Raw genomic sequence first — 21690 nt, forward strand, 5'->3', positions numbered from 1 at the left:
GCGAGTCGTCGGTCACCTCGCCCAGGAAGGTGGCGAGTTGGTCGGCGGTCCAGACCGCCACCGCCGGCCGGTCACCGGTCGTCTGCCACTGCTCGACACGGGCTTCGGTCCACACCTTCGCGTGGGGCTGCTGGCACGGCCCCGGCGTTGTTCCGGCTTGAGTCGTTCTGTCCGTGTTGAAAATCGGACATCGGCTGAGTTGCGGGACGAGCGCGACTCCTGATGATCTTGCGGGTGACTAGCCTCAAGTTCATCGCTGGAGCCGCGCTCGTGACGACATCTTCCCTGACCGACCCCGTTGTTGACCACCTCGCCGATCTGGCGTTGTGGGAAGCCGAACTCTCCACCGGCCCGGCCGATCCCTTGTCGATGGCGTCGCCCCTGGTAGCACGCCTGGCTCAGGTGCCGGACCCCCGCCGACCGCGCGGACGACGCCATCCGCTGCTGGTGATCCTGGTCCTGACCGCGTGTGCCACCCACGTCGCCGGCAACGACAGCCTGACCGCGATCCGGCAGTGGGCAGCCCGAACCCCACAGGACGTCCCGCACCGCCTCGGCGCCCGCCGTGACCCACTGACCAGCCGCTACCTCATCCCGAGCGAACGGACCTTCCGGCGGGTCCTGGCCGCCGTCGACGGCGACGCCCTCGACACCGCGACCTGCGGCTACGCCGCAGACGTGGCACGCGGCGACACACCGACCCCACAGATCCCCACCAGCGTCGACGAACCCACCGAACGCGAACAACGCCGCGCCGCGACCCGGGCGTCCACCCACCCGGCACCGGCCGGGCTACTGCCCGCCGCCGCGATCGACGGGAAACTGCTGCACGGCACCCGCACCGCCACCGGACAGGTGTTCCTGGTCGCCGCCGTCACCCACGACCGTGCCGTGATCCTGGGCCAACGCCAGGTCGCCGACAAACGCGGCGAGGCCACCGCGACCGAGGACCTACTCACACCGCTGAACGTCGCCGGCATGCTGCTCACCCTGGACGCCCCGCACACCAACAGGAAAACCGCCCGGCTGATCACCGACACGTTGAACGCCCACTACATGCTGATCCTGAAGGGCAACCAGCCGCTCGCCCTGCGCGCCGCCCACACGTTGCTGTCCGGCACCGACACCGAGTTCGCCGACCGGACCGGCGTCCAGGCCGATCGCGGACACGGACGCACCGAACGCCGCACGATCCGCGTCACCGGCTGCGACGACACCCTGTTCCCCGGAGCCCGCCAGGTCTTCCGACTCCGCCGCGACACCGGCGGACTCGACGGGATCCGCACCAGCAAACAGATCATCCACGGCATCGTCAGCCTCGACGCCACCCAGGCCGGACCGCAGCACCTCAACGCCTACGTCAGAGGACACTGGTCGGTGGAAACCCGCCTGCACTGGACCCGTGACGTCACCTTCAACGAGGACGACTCCCAACTCAGGACGGGTACGGCTCCCCGCAACCTGGCCGCCATGCGCAACCTGGCCCTGAACACCTTCCGCCTCGCCGGACGCGCCAACATCGCCCACGCCCGCCGTGACCTCCACGACCGCGCCGACACCTTCGCCGTCTACGACATCTAACAAACGGTGATCAAATCAGACATAGAGGAACAAGGCCGGGGCCGTGCACCGCTGCGGCCTTGCGATCGGCCAGGCTCAGTGGGAGTCCGTGGGAAACGTTGGCCCGGACCGCAGCGGCGAAACCCCGCTGAGCGGCCCATGGAAGAAGACGGCGTCGACCGTCTTCTGTCCGCGCAGCATCGCGGCGTGCAATCGGCACACCCCGTCCAGCGCACGCATCGTGTTGCGGTGGACGAGGATTGGCGGGAACGCGGTATCAGTCTGGGTCAGCAGGTGTAGATGCTCGTCGTTCAGTCCGGCAAGTCGTGGCGATTCGGTGTGTCGAAGCAGGGCAAGCGGCACCTTGTGTGTGCCGGTCACGTTGGGTGTAGGGACGTTTCTGGGCGCAACGATGCTCGGCTGCGTACTCAATCTCCTCCACTCCCACGGTGAATGAGCGGCACGTCCAGACGAAGTATACCCCGCCAAATCGAGCACTGCCACTACGTCGACCCGCTTGTCCACTCTTCGCCGGCTGAGGTGAGACAGGCCGTCTGCCCGGGGATGCGCTCCTCCGCCGGGCCTGAGGGAGATCACCAGCATGGTAGACAAGCCCATGGGTTTCGGTGATCCGGACGCCGAGCCGGTCAGTCGGTCGTTCACCGCAGAGTTCAAGGCTAAGAACCCTGCGGAATTCGACGTGGCCGCGACGCTGGGCAACTGGCCGCGATTGCCTCGCGCGCCCGAGCTGTGATCTCATCCCCGTGTGACAGAAATAGATATCCTCACCAAACGGCTAGCCGCGGCAGGGCTGGACGCCGCTACCCTTGTGCCCGCATCGGGCGGCGTCATCGCGGTCGGCGCGCTGGTAACCCTCGACGATGGGCAGGAGTTGTTCGCCAAGACGCTGATCGGGCCCGATTCGGACATCTTCGCGATCGAGGCCGAAGGGCTACGTGCGCTGCGGGAAATAGGCGGCGCGGCGACGCCAGAGGTCAGACACGTCACCCCGAACCTGCTGGTTCTGGAGTCGTTGCGGCCACGACCTGCCGACGACGAGCGATTCTGGGAAGAGCTAGGTCGAATGATAGTCTACATGCACACATCGACTGTGCACGACCGGTTCGGCTGGCACCGCGACGGGTGGTTGGGCCGCATGCGTCAGGACAACTCGTGGCACGACGACGGGTACGCGTTCTTCGCTGAGTGCCGCGTCCTACGTTGGCTGGCCGAGCCCCTCGTCCAGGCCACTTTTGACAGCCGGGAGCGGCAGGCCCTCGAGCGACTATGCGCCACTCTGCCAGAACTGATTCCGGTGATGCCCGCAGTGCTTACTCATGGCGACCTGTGGTCGGAAAACGTGCTCGCCACAGCCCAAGGCGTACCGGTTCTGATCGACCCTGCCGTTTCCTACGCCTGGCCCGAGGTCGATTTGGCGATGCTGTGGTGCTCGCCGCGACCGCCAGCGGCCGAGCGGTTCTTCGACGCCTACGCCGAGGCCGCCCCGCTCGCCGATGGATGGCGTGACCGTATGCCGCTGCTTCACCTGCGCGAGCTCATGAGCATTATCGCCCACGACGATGACGACTGGGGTGCCGCCGATTACATACGCAACCTGATCGCGCCGTTCGCTCGTCGCTGACACCTGTACCGTTCGGGAACTCGGTCATGGCCCGTGAAGTGCGGTTTCGTTCGCTGTGGGATGAATGGGCGGGGTCATGCTGTCGGTCATGATCCTGTCGTTGGGCTTGAGCCGTGCAAATTCGTTTACCGGCGGTGACCTGGTGGTGTTTTGACGATCAGTTCAGGCTGCTCGGTGGTACTCGTTGATCACTCCGCTAAGGCGTCTTCGGCGGCGTACGGGCTTGTCGATGGGGATGACGACGGACGGGTCATGGTTGGGTGGCCGCTGCTGGCGCCCTTGGTGCGGCCGGTGGTCGTTGAAGTGGTCGACGTACTCGCCGACCACGGCCCGCGCGTGGCGTTCGTTGTAGATCAACATCTGGTCGGTGCACTCGTCGCGGAGGCTGCGGCCCCAGCGTTCGATGAAGCAGTTCGCCTGTGGGGTCCGGGGTGGGATCTTGACCACGGTGATGCCCTCGGCGGTCAAGACTTCATCGAAGGCGGTGGTGTACTTGCAGTCGCGGTCGCGGATCAGGAACCGGAACTGGTTGACGCGCTCGCCCAGGTCGAAGGCGAGGTTGCGGGCCTGCCGGGTCACCCACCGCCCGGTGGGGTGCGCGGTGATCCCGAGGAGGTGGACCCGACGAGTGGCTACCTCCATGACGACCAGCGCGTAGAGGCGGCGTAGCAGGATCGTGTCGAGGTGGAAGAAGTCGATGGCCAACAGGCCAGCAGCCTGGTTACGCAGGAAGATCCGCCAGTCGGTGTCGGGCTGGCGAGGCGGCGGGCCGACACGTCGACCGGCCAAGACCCGCCGGATCGTGCCCGCCCCGACCCGATGGCCCAGCCGCTGCAACTCGCCTTGGATCCGGCGGTGTCCCCATCGCGGGTTCTCCCGGGCCAGCCGAAGTATGACGTCCCAGAGCTCGTCGCTAATGGATGGTCGCCCAGGTCGGTTCGGGTAGGTCCAGTGACGTCGCACCAACCGGCGGTGCCATGCCAGCAACGTGGCCGGGGTGACGATCCGATGTTCCCGCAGCCGACGCGGCAGCAGGCGGGCCAGGGCAGACAGGATCGCCCGGTCCGGCCACGACAGCCGCGGCCGGCCCCGAACCTGCCGACGGAGCACCGCAACCTCATGCCGCAGCGCGAGGACCTCGATCAGCAACGCCCTGTCGCTGCGGATCAACAACCCCAGACCGCTGAACAGACGGATCATCCCCAGGTACAGCAACCGCACGACCATACCGACGATCATCAACCCAAGCCGAGAACTCCCAGCTCACAGCATGTGCGACAAGTTTTGGCACGGTACAGGGAGCGCGACGACTGCGGCGGCCCAACGGCTGCGTCGCCGACGCCACGGGGGGAGTCTGGTTCACCGACAGCGGAACGGCCACCGCCGGAGAGGCCACCGGAACGGTCTGCTACGCGCCCCCGCCGGGAACCGCAGGTTGCGTGGCGGCCGCCGACGACCTCGTCTACCCCAACGGAATCGCGCTCAGCCCCGACGGGACCACCCTCTACGTCACCCTCACCAGAGACGACGCGCTGATCGCGTTCGACGTGCGAGGTCCCGGCCGGCTGTCCGGCCGGCGACTGGTCACCGTCACCGGGCTGGCGAACGGACCGGACGGCCTCTCGGTCGCCCCCGACGGGTCATGTTTCGTCGCGGTGACCCGTAGCAGCCGCGTCGTCCGGATCGCCCCTGACGGCCGGGCCCGCGCCGTCGTCGAAGCACCCGACCTCCTGCGGATGCCCTCGCACGTGGCACTGCACCGGGGCAGGCTGCTGATCCCATCCCTGTTCGGCGACACCATCACCGCGATCGATCACCGCTGAGCCTGTTTCGACGGCTCGGCTCAGCCGGCTTCGACGGCAAAGCCCGGTCGGTCAGGAGCCTGGGGGCGTCGCGCCGAGGAAGGTCTGGGCGTTGCCGCCCAGCAGCGCGGCTTTCTCGCTGTCCGACAACAGTGGATTCGCCCGGATGACCTGTCCCGGTGGTTGTTCACCCAGCGGGTACGGGTGGTCGCTGCCGAGCATGACTCGGTCCGGACCGATGGTGTCGACGAGTAGCCGCAGCGCGCGAGGGTCGAACACCACGCTGTCGACGTAGAACCGGTCGACGTAGCTGGACGGTGGTTGCCGGGAGGTGCCGACTACGTCCGGCCGCCGCTGCCACGCGTTGTCGACACGTCCGATCCAGAAGGCAAACGAGCCGCCGCCGTGGGCGAAGCAGATCCGCAGATTGCGGGGCAGCCGGTCGAAGGCGCCACCGAGGATCATGGCCAGGATCGACAGATGGGTCTCGGCTGGCATGCCAGTGAGCCATCGGGCCATCCACCGTTGCAGCCGTGGCGAGTCGGGCATGTCCCAGGGATGGACGAACACCGGGACGTTCCGCTCGGCGCAGTGCCGCAGGAACATCTCGATGCCGGCGTCGTCCAGATCCCGGTCCCCGACGTGGTTGCCGATCTCGACCCCCCGATGCCCGGCGGTGACACACCGATCGAGTTCGGCGCAGGCGGCGTCCGGGTCCTGCAGCGGGACCTGACAGAACGGCAGGAGCCGGTCAGGGTCCGCCGCGCAGATCTCCAGTGCGAGATCGTTGAAGATCCGCGACACCCGGACCGCCTGGTCGACCGGCCGGTCGTAGCAGAAGAACACGGGAGTGGGCGAGACGACCTGGGCCGAGATCCCGTCGCGGTCCATCTCGGCCAGCCGTCGCTCGCCCGACCAGCAGTTCTCGCCGATCCGGCGGAACTCGTCGGAACCGATCATGATCATCGCGTCCCGTTCGGAGTCGACCCGCAGCCACGGCCAGCGGGAACCACCACCGGCGGCCGTGGACAGGTCCGGCCATCCCTTCGGTACGTAGTGGGTGTGGACGTCGATGATTCCGGTCACCGCGTCAGCCCTTGCCGGGGTGCAGCTCGCCGCAGGAGCCGCAGGTACGGGCCTCGACGTTGTCGTAGAAGGCGGTGAACACCGGCGGTAGGTCCTGCACCAGGTCCCGCACCTGAAGTTCGACCTCGTGCAGCAGCGCCGCGCAGTTCAGGCAGTACCACTGGAATTTCTCCAGCGTCCCTTCCTCGCGGACCCGTTCGATCACCAGGCCGATCGATCCGGCCTCCGGCCGTTGCGGGGAGTGTGGTGTGTCGCGCGGCAGCAGCCACACCTCGCCTTCCCGGATGTGGACCGTCTGCGGGCCGTCGTCGGTGATCAGGTCGACGTGCATGTTGCCCTTGATCTGGTAGAACCACTCCTCGTACGGGTCGACGTGGAAGTCGGTCCGCTGGTTGGGCCCGCCCACGATTTGCACGATGAAGTCCTGTCCGGTGGCCATCGTGCGGTTGTTGACCGGCGGCTTCAGCAAGTGTCCGTGTTCCTCGATCCACCGGTCGAAGTTCTGGGTGGCGGTGATGTCGGGCATCAGGGCTCCTTTCGATCCGATGTAGCTGGCGGGCGGTAGGCGACCGCCTCGATCTCGATCAGCAGGTGCGGGTGCGGCAGCTGGTGTACGGCGACCGTGGTGCGGGAGGGACCGCCGTGGTCGAAGAACTCGGCGTACACCTCGTTGTAGCCGCCGAAGTCGTTCATCGACACCAGGTACGTCGTCACGCGGACGACGTCGTGGAGGGATGCACCGGCGGCCGTGAGGATCTCGCCGATGGTGGTGATGACGGCCCGGGTCTGTTCGCGGATGTCGAGGCTGACGGTGCCGTACGCGTCCGCAGCGGCCCCGGCGATGCTGTTGTCCGGGCGTCGGGCGCTGGTGCCGGAGACGAAGACGAAGTCACCAGCCACCCGAGCGTGCGGGAACCGTCCCCGGGGCACGGCCAGGCCGGCGACCAGGTGCGCGTCAGTCATTGCGGCTCCCTCGCACCTGCACCCGGCCGAGTCCGGCGACGGCACACTCGGCCAAGCCGCCGATGAACGGCACGGCGGCGGTGGCCGCCCCGGCGAGCACGACATCGCCGGCCCGCAGCGGAATGCCCTGATCGCGACCGAGCCGGACCAACCGGTGCAGCGCCCGGTACGGGTGCCCGAGAATCGCTGCGGTCGAGCCGACCTCGGCCAGCCGCCCACCGACGTCGAGCCGGACCGCCAGGTTGCCGACGTCCCGGTCCGGCCGCTGCCACGGGCCGATGGCGTACCGGGCCGAGGAGGCGTTGTCGGCGACGACGTCGGCGAGGGAGAACGAGAAGTCCCGGTAACGCGAGTCGATGATTTCCAGCGCCGGAGCGACGGCGGCGACGGCGGACGGCGGCGGCGGTCGCCGGTCCAGGCCACTGGCGTCCGTACCGGTGTCTTCGTCGCCGATGTCTTCGGCGAGCAGGTAGGCGATCTCGGGCTCGATCCGTGGATGGATGAGATCGTCGAGGTCGACCGCGTCGCCGTCGGCGATACGCATCCGTTCGGTGAGCCGACCGACGATGATCTCCGAAATGCCCATCTGGGCCATCTTCGCCCGGCTGGTGAAGCCGAGTTTTACGCCGGCGGCGGATTCTCCCCGGTCGAGCCGCATCCGGTAGGCGGCCGCCTGTACCCTGTACGCGGTGGCCACGTCCAGCTCGCCGGCCCCGGTGGCCGCCGGGTTCGCCGACAGTTGACGCACCGCCGTCGCGGTGCGCTGGGCCTCGTCCAGGTACGCCGCGGCGGCGGACACGTCGATGCCGCTCATGCCACCCACCCCCGCCCGTCCGAACCGGAAGAAGCCGGCGAACCGGAAGGCGCCGGTGAACCGGCGGGTGGGTCCGAACCGTCCGGTGCGTCGGCCGCGCCGCTGCCACGGGTGGCGAGCAGGTCGAGCGCCACGTCAACGATCATGTCCTCCTGACCGCCGACCAGTCCGCGACGGCCGATCTCGACCAGAATGTCGCGGGTGTCCAGCTGGTAGCGGGCCGCCGCCCGTTCGGCGTGCCGCAGGAAGCTGCTGTAGACACCGGCGTAGCCCAGCGTCAACGTCTCCCGGTCGACCTGGACCGGCCGGTCCCGGCCCGGCCGGATCAGCTCCTCGGCCGCGTCCTGCAGGGCGAACAGGTCACAGCCATGTTCCCAGCCCAGCAGGTCGGCCACGGCGATGAACGGCTCCGCCGGGCAGTTGCCCGCGCCGGCGCCCTGGCCGGCAAGGGCGACGTCGACCCGGTCGGCGCCGTGCTCCACCGCGACCACACTGTTGGCCACCGACAGGGACAGGTTCTCGTGCGCGTGGATGCCGACCTGCGTCCCGGCGGCAAGCACCTGCCGGTAGGCGTCGACCCGCTCCGCCACGTCACGCATGGTCAGCCGGCCGCCGGAGTCGGTGACGTAAACGCAGTGGGCGCCGTAGGACTCCATCAGTGCGGCCTGACGCGCGAGCGCTGCCGGCTCGCTCAGGTGCGACATCATCAGGAACCCGGAAACGTCCATGCCGTGCTCCCGGGCCCAGCCGATGTGCTGGGCGGCGATGTCGGCCTCGGTGCAGTGGGTCGCGATCCGCACGCTGGTGACACCCAGCGCGTGTGCGCGGGCCAGGTCCTTGATGGTGCCGATGCCGGGCAGCAGCAGCGTGGTGAGCCGGGCCCGGCTGATCTCCTCGGCCGCAGCGGCGATCCAGTCGGTGTCGGTGTGCGCGCCGAACCCGTAGGTGGTGCTCGACCCGCCGAGCCCGTCGCCGTGGGCGACCTCGATCGCGGCCACGCCGGCGGCGTCGAGGGCTGCGGTGACCCGCCGGACGGTGTCCACCGGGTACCGGTGCCCGATGGCGTGCATCCCGTCGCGCAACGTGACGTCCTGTACGTACACCTTCATTGGCTCACCCATCCACGCAACTCGCACATCCGTTCGGCCGTGCGCACGGCGGCGGCGGTCATGATGTCGAGGTTCCCGGCGTACGCGGGCAGGTAGTGGCCGGCGCCGGTGACCTCCAGGAAGACGCTCACCCGCAGCCCGTCGAACCCGGCGTCCAGCGCCGGCAGGTAGTCGACGACGACCCGGTCGAACTGGACGCGCTGCTTGAGCCGGTACCCGGGCACGTAGCCGCGCACCTCGTCGACCATCGCCTCGACCGAGCGGGTCACCTCGTCGGGCGAGGTGGCCCCGTCGACGAAGCAGTAGACCGTGTCACGCATGACGATCGGCGGGTCGGCCGGATTCAGCACGATCACCGCCTTGCCGTGCCGGGCCCCACCGACGGACTCGATGGCCCGCGCGGTGGTCTCGGTGAACTCGTCGATGTTCGCCCGGGTGCCGGGTCCGGCGGAGCGGGACGCGATCGACGCGACGATCTCCGCGTACGCCACCGGGGCCACCCGCGAGACGGCGGCGACCACCGGGATGGTCGCCTGCCCGCCGCAGGTCACCATGTTGAGGTTCGGTTCCGCCCGGTGCCGGTCGAGGTTGACCACGGGGACGACGTACGGCCCGACCGCCGCCGGGGTCAGGTCGACGACGAGTTTGCCGTGCTCGCGGGCGACGTCGGCGTGCCGGGCGTGCGCCCCGGCCGAGGTGGCGTCCAGCAGCACCCGTACCGCGTCGAACTCGGGCATGGCCAGCAGCCCGTCGATGCCGTCGGCGGTGGTGGCCAGGCCGAGCCGGCCGGCCCGGGCCAGACCGTCGGAGGCCGGGTCCACCCCGACCATCGCGGTCGCGGTCAGCGTCGACGACTGTCGCTTGATCTTGAACAGCAGGTCGGTCCCGATGTTGCCGGAACCGATGATCGCGACCGGTACCCGGCTCACTGTGACTCCCCCACCATGTTCGCGTCGACTGTGCCGAGTCCGTCCAACCGGGCCCGGTACCGGCCCGGCGCCTCGACGGCCACCACCGGCCCGAGCGCCCCGGAGAGCACCACCTGGCCGGCCCGCAGCGGGTCCCCGCGCCTGGTCAGCTCCCGGGCCAGCCAGGTCACCGCCACCGCCGGGGAGCCGAGGCAGGCCGATCCGGCACCGGTGGACACCGGTTCCCCGTCGGTCTCCAGCACCATGCCCACCTCGGCCAGGTCCAGCCCGGTCAGCGAGTACGGCGTGGCGCCGAGAACGACGGCTCCGCTGGACGCGTTGTCGGCGACCGTGTCGGTGATCCGGATGTCCCAGTCACGTATCCGCGAGTCGACGATCTCGATAGCGGCGGTGACGAACTCGGTGGCCCGCAGCACGTCCACCACGGACGGCCGCTGCGCGGTGACGTCGGCACCGAACACGAAGGCGATCTCGGCCTCCACCCGGGGGCGCAGGAACGCGGCCAGTGGCACCGGTTCCCCGTGGCTGTACACCATGTCGTCGAGCAGGGTGCCGAAGTCCGGCTGGAAGACGCCGAGTTGGCGCTGCACCGCCGGGGAGGTCAGGCCGATCTTGCGGCCGACGACCCGGGCGCCACCGGCGACCCGTTCGGCGGTCACCGTCGACTGCACCGCGTACGCGGCGTCGAGGTCGGTGTCGCCGATCAGGGCGCGTACCGGTGCGCAGGCGACACCGGCGGCAGCCGCCGTGGCGAGGTCCGTCGCCGCGTCGCGCACGGCTTTGGTGGAGATCAGATCTGCACGCATACGTTGGTCAGCTCCGTGTAGAAGTCCACTGAGAAGTCGCCGCCTTCCCGCCCGATGCCGGACAGGCCACGTCCACCGAACGGCGAGCGCAGGTCACGCAGGAACCAGGTGTTCACCCAGGACACGCCGACGCGCATCCGCTGCGCCACCCGGTGCCCGCGGCCGAGGTTGGTCGTCCACACCGACGAGGCCAGCCCGTACTCGGTGTCGTTGGCGAGCGCGACCGCCTCGTCCTCGGTGTCGAACGGGATCAACGCCGCCGCCGGACCGAAGATCTCCTCGCGGACCGGGCGGTCGGCGTTGGTCAACCCGCTCCACAGGGTCGGCTCGACCCACCAGCCACCGTCGAGGCCGGCATCGCCGTCGACACCCCCGGTACGGCCATCGGAGTCGGGCGAACCGTCAGCCGCCGCGGCACCTGCGATGGTGGGCACGCCGCCACCGGTCAGCACCGTGGCACCGGCCTCCGCAGCCGCCCGGTAGTAGGACAGCACCTTGTCCCGGTGACCGGCCGAGATCAACGGCCCGGTGGTGGTCGCCGGGTGCTGCGGCCGGCCCGGCCGCAGGCCGCGGGCAGCGGCCACCAGCCGCTGTGCGACCTCATCGAAGATCGGCCGGTGCAGGTAGACCCGTTCGGTGCACAGACAGACCTGCCCGGTGTTGGCGAAGATCGACCGGGTCAGCCCGGCCACGGTCAGGTCCAGGTCGGCGTCGTCGAAGACGACGGCCGCGTTCTTGCCTCCGAGCTCGAACGACACCGGTCGGACCTGGCCCGCGACGGTACGCATGATCGCCGAACCGGTGGCCGACGAGCCGGTGAAGGTCACCCCGTCGACGCCGCGATGGCGGACCAGGAACTCACCGGCCGAACCGGTACCGAAGCCGTGCACCACGTTGTACGCCCCGGCCGGCAGGCCGCATTCGGCGAGCACCTCGGCCAGCAGCGTGGCCGTGGACGGCGTCTCCTCGCTGGGCTTGACCACCACCGCGTTGCCACAGCCGAGCGCCGGGGCGACCTTCCAGGTGAGCAGCAGCAGGGGCAGGTTCCACGGCACGATCACCGCGACGACCCCCAGCGGGGACCGTACGGCGTAGTTGAGCGCCTGTCGCCCCTCGGGCAGCTCGGTCAGGAACGACGGCTGTTCGGCGTGGGTGGCGATGCCGGCGAAGGTCCGGAAGTTCGCCACCGCCCGGGCCACGTCGAGCCGGCGGGCCTCGGCGACCGGCTTGCCGGTGTCGGCGACCTCGGCCGCGACGAACTCCTCGGCCCGCTGCTCGATCCGGTCGGCGACCCGGCGCAGCAGGTCCGCGCGGGCCGCCGCCGACCATCGCGACCACGGCCCGGTCAGCGCCGCCCGGGCCGCCGACACCGCCCGGTCGACCAGGTCGGCGTCGGCCTCGTGCACCCGGGCGAACGTCCGCCCGTCGACCGGGTCGACGGCGGGGAACGACCTTCGCTCGTCGGGGTCGACCAGCCGACCGCCGACCGCGTTGCGAATCCACCGGTCGGTCATCCGGTACCCCGCAGGTCACCGACCGGCGACGGCTGCAGACCGGCGCTGGCGAGGATCGCCTCGTGGGCGGCGAGCGCCTCGGCCCGCAGCCGGTCCAGGTCCACCCCGACCAGCTGGCCGGCACGCTTGCGGACCACCCCGCCGACCAGCACGGTGTCCACATCGGCCCGGTCCGCGCAGGACACCACGATGCCGGCCGGGTCGCGCAACGGCAGGGTCCGGATGGTGTCGGCGCGCACCAGGACGAGGTCGGCCGCCTTGCCCGGGGTCAGCGTGCCGGTCCGGGCCGCCAGGCCGCACGCCGCAGCACCGTCGACAGTAGCCAGTCGCAGCACGTCGCGGTGGGTCAGCTGCGGAGTGAACGCGCCCTCCGGGTCGGCCGGCAGCGCCTCGGCCCGGCCCAGCGCCAGCGCCGCGCGCATCTGGGTGAACATGTCCCCCGGCGAGGTGGTGACGGTGTCGATGCTCAAGGTGGGCGCGACGCCGTGGTCGAGCATCGCGGTGATCTGCGGCAGGCCGTGGCCCATCACCAGTTCCACGTATGGCGCGATGGACACCGACCCGCCCGAGTCGGCGATCATCGCGATCTCCGCCGCCGAGGTGGTGGTGCAGTGGATGTACGTGGTGTTGTTGCCGAGCAGCCCGAGCCGGTGCAGCTCCCGTACCGGGGAGCCGGTCGCGCCGCCGGAACGCATCGCGGTGTGCACGGAGACCCGTACGCCCAGTTCGCGGGAGAGGTTCCAGTCGTTGACCGCGACCGCGTCCACCACGTTGCCGGGCTGACGCAACGCCAGCGCCATGGTGAGCAGCTGGTCGTCGCTGGCGAAGTGTTCGGCGCGGATCCGACGGGCGTCGTCCGGATGGTTCAGCTCGCTGCGGTACCACCACTGGCCGCCGGCCGGCATCCCGTGCGCGTACATCGCCCGGATTCCGGCGCGACGCAGTCCTTCGATCGCGCCGTCGGCATGGTCCGGGGTTTCGCTGGGCGACCAGTCGACCATCGTGGTGATGCCCGCGTCCAACGCGTCGAGGGCGCCCAGATGGTTGCCCAGCCGCATGAACTCCGGGGTGAACGCGGGCGCCACGCTGTTGAAGATGGTGCCCATGAACTCGCCGAGGGTGCAGCTGGGCAGCAGCGCGCGGACCAGCGACTGGTAGGTGTGCCGGTGGGTGTCGACGAAGCCCGGCACGACCACCGTGCCGGTCGCGTCGATCACCTCGGCACCGGTGGCGTCGGCCGGCCCGGTGGCGTCGGCACCGCCGGAGCCACCCAGGTCGGGCCCGACCGCCGCGATCCGGCCGTCGACGACCAGCACGTCGGCGCCGGGCAGGTCGCCCAGTTGCGGGTCCATGGTGACCACGTGGCCGCCCCGGATCAGCAGTTTGCGGCTCATCGGACCTCCTGCTTGTCGGGCTCGGCGAGCGCCCCGCCGGCCAGTTCCCCGGCCAGTTCCCCGGCCAGGTGCACGGGACGGCCGCCGAGCAACGTCAGTTCGGACTCCAGGGCCGGGATGCGCTGCTCCGGCACCGTGAAGTAGTCGTCGGACAGCACCGCGAGGTCGGCCCGGAACCCGGGCAGCAGGGCGCCGATCTCGTCCTCGGCGAAGCAGTTCCAGGCGCTGCCCCGGGTGTACAGATCGAGCGCCTCGGCCCGGGTGAGCAGGTTCTCCTCGCCGACGATGGTGTCCCCGCCGATGGTGCGGCCGGTGAGGTAGAAGTGCAGTGAGGTGAACGGATCGTAGGAGGCGCCGCGCATCGCGTCCGTGCCGGCGCTCAGCGGCACCCCGGCGTCGAGCAGGGCCCGCAGCGGCGGCGCGGACCGCACCCGCTCGGTGCCGAACGCGCCGATCAGCTGGTCACCGAGGAACCGCAGCAGGCTCTGGGTGAGTACGCCGAGACCGAGTGCCCGGATCCGGCCGATCTGATCGGGCTCGATCATCTCGCCGTGCACGATGCCCCAGCGCAGCGGCGCCAGCGGCGTCCGGGCGTTCACCGCCTCGCAGGCGGCCAGCAGCGTACCGATGATCTCGGGCCGGTGGGCGTGCATCTGCATCGGCCAGCCGCCGGCGGCGAGCCGGCCGAACAACTCGGTCAGCTCGGCCAGGTCGGCGTCGGTCACGTCGACCCGGGTGTGCACCCGGTCGTGCAGGCGGTAGAGCACGACCTCACCGAAGCCGAGCAGACGCAGCGTGTCGCTGCCGTGGCGGCGGCGGCCGTAGCGCAGGTAGCCGGCGATCTCCTCGGGCTCACGGCCACGGGCCGAGGCGTGCACCGTCAGGAAGGTGCGCACGGTCAGCTCGCCCCGCCGGTCGACCTCGTAGACCGCCTCGTAGACGTCCGGACCGGTGTTCACGCCGCCGCCGTCGATCAGGCTGGTCACCGCGAACCGGTTCAGGTCCCGCGACAGCCGCGCGGTCGAGGCGATCTGCTGGTCGAGCGTCGGCACCGGCAGCCGGGCGTACAGCCATTTGCAGCCCTCCATGCCGAGCACCCGGCCGGTGAGCTGGCCGTGTTCGTCCCACTCGAACAGGTGCGCGCCGGCGGCGCGGGCCAGGTCGGCGGTCAGCCCGGCGGCCCGCATCCCGGCGGTGTTGACCTGGGCCCAGTCGTACATCATTTGGACGAACACCGGCTGCTGCGGGGCGACCCGGTCGAGTTCGGCCCGGTCCGGTCCCCGGCCCTCCGGGAACTGGCGTTCGTGCCAGCCGCCGATCACCAGGACCCACTCGCCGGCCGGCCGGGTGGCGGCGGCCTCGGCGACGGTCTCCAGCCCGGCGGCCAGGCTCGGGCAGCGTTCCCAGCGCAGCTCCGCGTCCCAGGTCAGCCCGGCACGAACGAAGTGGATGTGGTTGTCGATCAGGCCGGGGATGACGCAGCGGCCGGCCAGGTCGACGACCCGGGTGCCGGCACCGGCGAGCCGCCGGACCTCGTCGTCGGTGCCGATCGCCTGGACCCGGCCGGAGCGTACGGCGAGCGCACTGACCTGGCCCGGACCGGCCGCGGAGCCGGCGCCGTTGACGGCGCTGCGGCCGGTAGCTGCGCTGCGGCCGGTGGCCGCGCCGGAGGGTGCCGGCCGGGCCCGGGCGAGCGGAGTGATGTCGCCGTTGACCAGGATCAGGTCAGCGGTGTGCGGGCCGGTCACGACGGCCGCCCCAGGCTCAACGCGTCCGGTCGGGGTTCGCCCAGCAACGGACTGGTCAGCAGGTACATGCCGGAGGTGGTGAAGGCCCAGACCAGTCGGCGGTCCCACTCGACGAAGATGCTCTCCGTCGGCACCAGGTACGACCGGGGGTTGTCCAGCTCGTCGGTCATCCGGGGCACGAAGTAGCCGGCCTGCCGTGGCTCCCGCAGATCGGTCAGGTCGAACATCTGCACCCCGGCGTTGCCGAACGAGTACAGGGTCAGGTTCGGGTCGGGCGTTCCCGGGTGCTGGTTGGACCCAAACCTCTTCGGACCGAACTTTCCGCGCCGGAACACGAAGTCGCGGTACGGGGCGTCCGGCGGCGGCAGCGGCCGGGGCAGGGTGGCGATGATCCGGGGCTCGGTGGGGTCGGCGACGTCGATGACGTACACCTCCTTGTACGGCTCGTAGCCGTCCTCGTTCATCGGCCCGCCGTTGACCAGGACGACGCCCCGGCTGGTGACCCGGCTGGTGTCCACCACGTCGCCCTCGATGCCGGCCCAGCTCTGTGGCAGTTCCAGGCTGCCGGCCACCGTGGGGTGGGCCGGGTCGGCCAGGTCCAGCACGTACAGGCCGAGGCCGCCCATGGCGGTGTAGCCGTACCGGCCGCCCCGCTCCAGCGGCACCGGCACCGAGGTGGGCACCCGGGCGCCCATCCACGAGTTCCGGTTGCCGTGCCGGCTCCACGCCCGGTAGGCCGCAATCTCGTCGACCCGCTGCCCGGGCACCCACCAGGTGGAGACGAGCTGCGGCCGGCGTGGGTCCGACATGTCGTAGATGAGCTGTGCCGGGGTGTACGGATAGGTGGCGAACTCCTGGTTGATGAACGTGTCGTCGGGTGCCGCGCAGATGTAGAGGTACCTGCCGCCGTCGTACGCCGGGGTGTCCACCCCGCCGGAACCCTGGTGGATACCGGTGACCGGGTCGACCGGCCCGGTCGGCACCTCGGCGAGCAGCTTCCAGTCGGTCGGCCCGGTCAGCTCGTAGACCCGGAAACCACGGAAGCCCGGCACGGACATCAACCGGGCAAGGGTGTCCGGATTCGCGTACTTGTTGGAGTCCTGACCGTAGGTGCGGGGCACCTCGAAGCACTGGATCAGCAGCCACGCCCCGAGCTGCTCGTTGTACGCGATCGAGGCGGCCCCGAACTCGCCCTCCTCCGGGGCGTACCGCTTCTCCAGGATGAGTTCCCGCGCGGTGGGATCGGTGATGTCGTAGACGTTGAGCGCCTGCCGGTAGTAGTGGAACATGTACCGCCGACCGTCCATGTCCACCACGTTCTGCCAGGTGTGGGTCAGCCGCACCACGGTCGGCCACCGGCCCTCGACGGTCATGTTCGAGGTGTACTCCCGGTCCTCCAGGTGGTCCAGGCTCTGCGGCAACGGCCGCGGCCCGGCGACATAGGGGGTGCTTTCAGGGTGGACGAAGACCCCGCGGGCCTCGTCCCAGCCGTACTCGGCGATTTCCATCTGCGCCTCACTCACTCGTCGGTGGATGGGTTTGCGGACGTCGGGGCGTCCGTGGCGACGCTCATCAGTGACCGCACCCGGTCCCGGTCGTCCCGGAACCCCTGCGCGGTGGTCCGCCAGGCGATCTCGCCCTTGACCATCACCGCCACCTGGTCGGCCAGATCGAGCGCGAGCCGGACGTTCTGCTCGACCAGCAGCACCGTGATCCGGTCGGCGCGCAGCGCTCTGATGACGTCCGCGACCTGCTGCACCACCATCGGCGACAGCCCGTCGGACGGTTCGTCGAGCAGCAGCATCCGGGGATTGGTCAGCAGCGCCCGGCCGATGGCCAGCATCTGCTGTTCGCCGCCGGAGAGCTGGTTGCCCCGGTTGCGGCGCCGCTCGTGCAGCCGGGGCAGCAGGTGGTACACCCGGTCGAGGTCCCAGCCGCCGGACCGGCCACGACGCACCGCGATCCGCAGGTTCTCCTCGACGGTCAGCGGGCTGAACACCCGCCGGCCCTGCGGCACCAGGGCGATGCCGGCCTTGGCGACCCGGTCGGTACGCCGTCCGGTGAGTTCCGCACCGGCGAACCGGACCGTGCCCGAGTACACCTGGACCAGGCCCATCAGGGACATCACGAGGGTCGATTTGCCCACCCCGTTGCGGCCCAGGACGGACAGCACGGATCCTTCCTCGATCGCCAGGTCGATGCCCTGCAGGACGACGCTCTGGGCGTAGCCGGCCCGCAGCCCGGTCACCTCCAGCAACGGACTCACGACAGGTCCCCCTCAAGGTCGTCGTCGGTCGCGCTCCAGGACAGGTACGCCTCCTGCACGGCGGGGTCCGCCGACACCTGGTCCGGGTCCCCGGTGGCCAGTAGTTGGCCATGGTGCAGCACGCTGATCTGGGTCGCGAGGCTGAACACGACGTCCAGGTCGTGCTCGACGACGATCACCGTGAGCTCCGTCGGCAGGCTCTTCACCAGGGCGACGAACGAGGCGGACTCGGCCGAGGACATCCCTGCGGTCGGTTCGTCCAGCAGCAGCACCCGGGGGCGCGACGCCAGGGCCAGCGCGAGTTCCAGCTGCCGACGCTCGCCGTGCGACAGCGCCGCGGCCGGATCGTCGGCGCGCTGTTCGAGGCCGACCGCGGCCAGGTTCTCCGCGGCCCAGGAGTCGCGCCGGCCGTACCGGCCGGCCCCGCGCCACCACACGGTGCCGATCCCCTGCACCCGCTGAGCGGCCAGCGCGACGTTCTCCCGCACGGTCAACGGCATGAAGACGCTGGAGTGCTGATAGGTCTGGGCGATGCGCATTCTGGCCCGGCGGGGCTGGGCGTACCGGGTGATGTCCGTACCGAAGTAGCGGATCCGACCGGCCGTGGCCCGCACCTCGCCGGTGAGCAGCTTGAACATCGTCGACTTGCCGGCACCGTTGGGGCCGATCAGCGCGTGCCGGGCACCGGCCCGCACGGTGAGGGTGACGTCGTCGACGGCGCGCAGCGCACCGTACGCGCGGGTCAGCCCGACGAGGTCGAACGCGGCGTCCGTCATGCCCGGCCCACCGCTCTCCTGCGCGCCCACGACACCAGCCCCGCGATCCCGTCGGGTAGCAGGTAGACGACGAGGATCAGGACCGCGCCCAGGACCACCGGGCCGAGCCCCTGCATCGAGATCGGCAGCATGTTCTGCACCACGATGATCAACGCCGAGCCGGCCACCGCGCCCCACAGGCTCTGCGAGCCGCCGACGATCAGCGCCACCAGGGCGAGGGCCGAGGCGTGGAAGTTCATGTCGGCCGGGGAGATGAACAGGGTCTGGGTGACCCAGAGCGAGCCGGCCACCCCGGCGAACGCCCCACTGACGCAGAACGCCGCGTACTTGTAGCCGGCGGTGCTGTAGCCGAGTGCCCGCATCCGCGGCTCGTTGTCCCGGATACCGGCCAGCGCCCGGCCGAACGGTGACCGGACCAGCAGGGCGATCCCGGCGGCCATCAGCAGCACCACGACCGCGATGTACCAGTAGACGGCCGCGATGTGCCGCAGCTCCACGCCCGCCGCCAGCACCAGGGTGGGGATGTTGGCCAGGCCGTCCGAGCCGCCGGTGAGGGTGACCTGGGCGATCGCCACCAAGGCCAGCAGCTCACCGATGGCGAGGGTGAGCATCAGCAGGTACGTGCCGCGTACCCGGACCAGCAGCCAGCCGGTGAGTCCGGCCACCACCGCTCCGGCCAGCGCGGACAGCACCAGCAGTACGGGTGAGTTGTCGGTGAGCCGGCCGGCGAGCAGCCCGGTGGTGTAGCCGCCCACGCCGAAGAACCCGGCCTGGCCGATGGTCGGCATTCCGGTCACCCCCATCAGCAGCACCATGCTCATGACCAGCAGCGAGAAGGCCAGGATCTGGGTGAGGGTGGAGATGGCGTACGGTCCGGCCAGGAATGGCGGTACGACTGCGATGGCGACGACCAGGGGCGGCATCATCCGTCGCACCGTCGGGGAGGTCAGGTTCATGCGACCGCTCCCGCCCGACCGAGCAGGCCCTGCGGACGGGCCACCAGCACCAGCGCCATCGCACCGAAGATCAGGAAGGGGGCGATCTGCGGGGCCAGGGCGGTGCCGAGTGTCTGCACCTGCCCGATCACCAGGCCGCCGATGAGCGCGCCGCGGGCCGAGCCCAGACCCCCGATGACCACCACCACCAGGGCGATGAGCAGGACCTGGCCGTCCAGCCCGGGACCGGCGCCGAGCATCGGCCCGCCGACGACGCCGGCTACCACCGCCAGCGCCGAGCCGACCGCCAGCACCCCGAAGACGATCTTCCGGGTGTCGATACCAAGTGCGCGGACCATTTCCGCGTCCGCAACGATCGCCCGCACCGTCGCTCCCATCATCGTCCGTTCCAGCAGGACCTCGGCGAGCACCGCGACCAGCAGCCCGAAGCCGATCAGCACCAAGCGGTAGACCGGATACGGGTCACCGAGAATGGACACGCTGTCGTCGAGCCCGGCCGGGGCCGGAACCGAACGCACGTCCGCGCCGAAGGCCCAGAGCAGCAGGTTGCCCCCGGCCAGCGACAGTCCAAGGGTCAACAGCGCCTCGGCCATGTGACCGCGCCGGGCGAGCGGCCGGGTCACCACGGTGAGGCCGGCCCCGGCGAGCGCGCCCAGACCCAGCGCGAGAGTCAGCGCCATCACCCAGCTGAGCCAGGCTCCGTCCGGGGCGACCAGCACTGCGGCCGCGTACGCCCCGCCGAGGAACAGCGTGCCGTGGGCCAGGTTCAGCAGGTTCAACATCCCGAACACGAGCGACAGGCCCACGGCGAGGGTGTACAGCAGCAGGCCGTACGCCAGCCCGTTGATCACGGTGATGGTGTTGGCGTCCAACCATTGGATCACCGCAGGTCCGTCCCTTCCTCGTTCGGTGCTGCCGGCCACGGTCGGTGTGCCGGCGCCGCCTGCGCGGGTGGGCGTCCCGACGTCGGGACGCCCACCCGTACCGTCAGGCGCGTTCGCCCTCGCTGGTGTAGACGCCGAGCTCGACGATGACCTCGTCGTACATCACCCCGTCCTGCTCGGTGGCGCGACGCAGGTAGATCGTCTGGGTGGGTGCCTGCGCCTCGTCGAAGCGCCAGGTGCCCCGAGGCGACTCGATCTCACCCAGACCGGCCAACGCGGTGTTGATCGCCTCACCGGTCACGGCGTCGTCGCCGATCGCCGCGAGCGCCATGTCAAGCACCACCGCCGAGGCGTACTGGGCCTCCGAGTAGACCGACGGCTGGGCGTCGAACTCGCCGACGTAGGCGTCCACGAACGCCTCGTTGACCGCCGAGTCGATCCGCGGGGTGTAGATCGAGTTGGTCAGCACTCCGGTGGCGGCGGCGCCCTGGGCGGCCAGGTTGCCCTCGGTCAGGGCCTGATTGCCGTACAGGGTCACGTTCTCGTTCAGACCGAACTGCGCGAACTGGGTCACGAACCGGGCCGCTTCGGCACCGGCGTAGAAGGCGTACACCGAGGTCGCTCCGGAGTTGCGGATCTCCGACAGGTACGGCTGGTAGTCCTGGGTCGAGCCGAACGGGGTGAACGTCTCGCCGGCGATCTCCACGCCGCCGGCCTCCAGGCCGCCACGGACCGACTCGATGATCGCGTGCCCCTGGCTGTAGTCCGCGCCGATCAGGTAGACCGACTCGTCGGGGTGCTCATCGACCAGGTAGTCGACGATCGAGGTGTTCATCATCGGGTTGGTCCAGCCGACCCGCCACCAGTACGGGTTGTCGGTCACCTGGGCCGTCGAGATCACCGGAACCTGGGCGTCGGAGAAGATGTTGGCCACCCCGACCGCCGTGGCGCTGTTCACGATCCCGGTGACCGCCGCCACCTGCTCCTGCTGGACCAGGCGCCGGGCCGCCGAGGTGCCCACCTGCGGGGTGCTGCCCTCGTCGATGGTGACCAGCTCCACCTCGCGGCCGCCGAGCTGGTTGTCATGTTCCTCGAGGTAGATCTGCATTGCCCGTTCCAGGTCGCCGCCGATGGAGGCGTAGACGCCGGACTTGGGCACCATGAATCCGATCTTGACCGGTGCGCCGTCGGCACCGCTTCCGGTCTCGCCGTCACCGTCGCCGGACACGGCGCTGCCGCCACAACCCGCGAGCGCGATCGTGAGTGTGCCGGCTACCGCGAGCGCAGCTCTGCTGATTCCCATATCCGCACTCCTCGCTTGAGGGATATCGTCGGCGCCCGTACAAATACGCGCCTGTCGATAGATGTCAGACTTGTCGCTTAGATAAATTTTCGTACCGATAGGTGAGTAATGCCAATCGATCCATCAGAGTCGACGCCA

At 70.2% G+C, this 21690-nt stretch carries 21 protein-coding genes and 1 pseudogene; 4 read left to right on the forward strand and 18 right to left on the reverse strand.

Annotated features, from left to right (window positions below; all coding sequences use genetic code 11):
- Positions 1 to 234 precede the first annotated feature (234 nt).
- Complete coding sequence (locus ACFHWT_RS28110) at positions 235 to 1581, forward strand: ISAs1 family transposase (protein ID WP_416597686.1); 1347 nt, start codon at positions 235 to 237, stop codon at positions 1579 to 1581.
- Positions 1582 to 1656: 75 nt separating this feature from the next.
- Here ACFHWT_RS28110 and ACFHWT_RS28115 read toward each other — a convergent pair whose 3' ends face one another.
- Positions 1657 to 1941, reverse strand: a complete 285-nt coding sequence (locus ACFHWT_RS28115) for a hypothetical protein (protein ID WP_416597687.1) — start codon at positions 1939 to 1941, stop codon at positions 1657 to 1659.
- Between the two features lie 220 nt (positions 1942 to 2161).
- Between ACFHWT_RS28115 and ACFHWT_RS28120 the strand changes: the two genes are divergently transcribed.
- Together ACFHWT_RS28120 and ACFHWT_RS28125 are read left to right on the forward strand one after the other, a co-directional pair.
- Complete coding sequence (locus ACFHWT_RS28120) at positions 2162 to 2314, forward strand: hypothetical protein (protein ID WP_416597688.1); 153 nt, start codon at positions 2162 to 2164, stop codon at positions 2312 to 2314.
- A gap of 12 nt (positions 2315 to 2326) precedes the next feature.
- The gene (locus ACFHWT_RS28125; RefSeq protein WP_416597689.1) at positions 2327 to 3202 is read left to right on the forward strand and encodes a fructosamine kinase family protein; all 876 of its coding nucleotides are present in this window, start codon (positions 2327 to 2329) and stop codon (positions 3200 to 3202) included.
- A 162-nt stretch (positions 3203 to 3364) separates the two neighbouring features.
- Here the strand turns inward: ACFHWT_RS28125 and ACFHWT_RS28130 are convergent, their stop codons facing one another.
- Complete coding sequence (locus tag ACFHWT_RS28130; RefSeq protein WP_416597690.1) at positions 3365 to 4429, reverse strand: integrase core domain-containing protein; 1065 nt, start codon at positions 4427 to 4429, stop codon at positions 3365 to 3367.
- 38 nt (positions 4430 to 4467) lie between these two features.
- Between ACFHWT_RS28130 and ACFHWT_RS28135 the strand changes: the two are divergent.
- Positions 4468 to 5025: pseudogene (locus ACFHWT_RS28135) on the forward strand (SMP-30/gluconolactonase/LRE family protein); the annotation flags it as partial.
- A 51-nt stretch (positions 5026 to 5076) separates the two neighbouring features.
- Here the strand turns inward: ACFHWT_RS28135 and ACFHWT_RS28140 are convergent.
- From ACFHWT_RS28140 to ACFHWT_RS28215, 16 genes are all read right to left on the reverse strand, one after another.
- The gene (locus ACFHWT_RS28140; protein ID WP_416597691.1) at positions 5077 to 6090 is read right to left on the reverse strand and encodes an amidohydrolase family protein; all 1014 of its coding nucleotides are present in this window, start codon (positions 6088 to 6090) and stop codon (positions 5077 to 5079) included.
- A gap of 4 nt (positions 6091 to 6094) precedes the next feature.
- On the reverse strand, positions 6095 to 6616 hold the full coding sequence (locus ACFHWT_RS28145; RefSeq protein ID WP_416597692.1) for a 3-hydroxyanthranilate 3,4-dioxygenase: 522 nt from the start codon (positions 6614 to 6616) through the stop codon (positions 6095 to 6097).
- A complete protein-coding gene (locus ACFHWT_RS28150; protein WP_416597693.1) occupies positions 6616 to 7053 on the reverse strand; it encodes a RidA family protein in 438 nt (145 codons plus the stop codon). The genes ACFHWT_RS28145 and ACFHWT_RS28150 overlap by 1 nt, the downstream gene beginning before the upstream one ends.
- Positions 7046 to 7867: a 2-keto-4-pentenoate hydratase gene (locus tag ACFHWT_RS28155; RefSeq protein WP_416597694.1), complete on the reverse strand. Its 822-nt coding sequence runs from the start codon at positions 7865 to 7867 to the stop codon at positions 7046 to 7048. The genes ACFHWT_RS28150 and ACFHWT_RS28155 overlap by 8 nt, the downstream gene beginning before the upstream one ends.
- On the reverse strand, positions 7864 to 8976 hold the full coding sequence (gene dmpG, locus ACFHWT_RS28160; RefSeq protein ID WP_416597695.1) for a 4-hydroxy-2-oxovalerate aldolase: 1113 nt from the start codon (positions 8974 to 8976) through the stop codon (positions 7864 to 7866). The genes ACFHWT_RS28155 and dmpG overlap by 4 nt, the downstream gene beginning before the upstream one ends.
- Positions 8973 to 9905: an acetaldehyde dehydrogenase (acetylating) gene (locus ACFHWT_RS28165; RefSeq protein ID WP_416597696.1), complete on the reverse strand. Its 933-nt coding sequence runs from the start codon at positions 9903 to 9905 to the stop codon at positions 8973 to 8975. The genes dmpG and ACFHWT_RS28165 overlap by 4 nt, the downstream gene beginning before the upstream one ends.
- Positions 9902 to 10711, reverse strand: a complete 810-nt coding sequence (locus ACFHWT_RS28170; RefSeq protein WP_416597697.1) for a 2-keto-4-pentenoate hydratase — start codon at positions 10709 to 10711, stop codon at positions 9902 to 9904. Before ACFHWT_RS28170 ends, ACFHWT_RS28165 begins: the two co-directional genes overlap by 4 nt.
- Complete coding sequence (locus ACFHWT_RS28175; RefSeq protein WP_416597698.1) at positions 10696 to 12225, reverse strand: aldehyde dehydrogenase family protein; 1530 nt, start codon at positions 12223 to 12225, stop codon at positions 10696 to 10698. Before ACFHWT_RS28175 ends, ACFHWT_RS28170 begins: the two co-directional genes overlap by 16 nt.
- Complete coding sequence (locus ACFHWT_RS28180) at positions 12222 to 13619, reverse strand: amidohydrolase family protein (protein WP_416597699.1); 1398 nt, start codon at positions 13617 to 13619, stop codon at positions 12222 to 12224. The genes ACFHWT_RS28175 and ACFHWT_RS28180 overlap by 4 nt, the downstream gene beginning before the upstream one ends.
- Positions 13616 to 15367 carry an amidohydrolase gene (locus ACFHWT_RS28185; RefSeq protein ID WP_416597700.1) on the reverse strand — a complete coding sequence of 584 codons (1752 nt, stop codon included), beginning with the start codon at positions 15365 to 15367 and terminating at the stop codon, positions 13616 to 13618. The genes ACFHWT_RS28180 and ACFHWT_RS28185 overlap by 4 nt, the downstream gene beginning before the upstream one ends.
- Complete coding sequence (locus ACFHWT_RS28190) at positions 15364 to 16890, reverse strand: LVIVD repeat-containing protein (protein WP_416597701.1); 1527 nt, start codon at positions 16888 to 16890, stop codon at positions 15364 to 15366. The genes ACFHWT_RS28185 and ACFHWT_RS28190 overlap by 4 nt, the downstream gene beginning before the upstream one ends.
- Positions 16887 to 17633: an ABC transporter ATP-binding protein gene (locus ACFHWT_RS28195; RefSeq protein WP_416597702.1), complete on the reverse strand. Its 747-nt coding sequence runs from the start codon at positions 17631 to 17633 to the stop codon at positions 16887 to 16889. Before ACFHWT_RS28195 ends, ACFHWT_RS28190 begins: the two co-directional genes overlap by 4 nt.
- Positions 17630 to 18409, reverse strand: coding sequence for an ABC transporter ATP-binding protein (locus tag ACFHWT_RS28200; RefSeq protein ID WP_416597703.1), 780 nt, complete (start codon positions 18407 to 18409; stop codon positions 17630 to 17632). The genes ACFHWT_RS28195 and ACFHWT_RS28200 overlap by 4 nt, the downstream gene beginning before the upstream one ends.
- The gene (locus ACFHWT_RS28205) at positions 18406 to 19365 is read right to left on the reverse strand and encodes a branched-chain amino acid ABC transporter permease (RefSeq protein ID WP_416597704.1); all 960 of its coding nucleotides are present in this window, start codon (positions 19363 to 19365) and stop codon (positions 18406 to 18408) included. Before ACFHWT_RS28205 ends, ACFHWT_RS28200 begins: the two co-directional genes overlap by 4 nt.
- Positions 19362 to 20249, reverse strand: coding sequence for a branched-chain amino acid ABC transporter permease (locus ACFHWT_RS28210; RefSeq protein WP_416597705.1), 888 nt, complete (start codon positions 20247 to 20249; stop codon positions 19362 to 19364). Before ACFHWT_RS28210 ends, ACFHWT_RS28205 begins: the two co-directional genes overlap by 4 nt.
- Before the next feature lie 103 nt (positions 20250 to 20352).
- Positions 20353 to 21552 (reverse strand): ABC transporter substrate-binding protein, encoded by a 1200-nt coding sequence (locus ACFHWT_RS28215; protein ID WP_416597706.1) that lies wholly within the window; start codon positions 21550 to 21552, stop codon positions 20353 to 20355.
- Positions 21553 to 21690: the final 138 nt, after the last annotated feature.

Origin of the sequence: Micromonospora sp. LOL_021 (assembly GCF_048060215.1) — a bacterium.
Lineage (GTDB): Bacteria > Actinomycetota > Actinomycetes > Mycobacteriales > Micromonosporaceae > Micromonospora_E.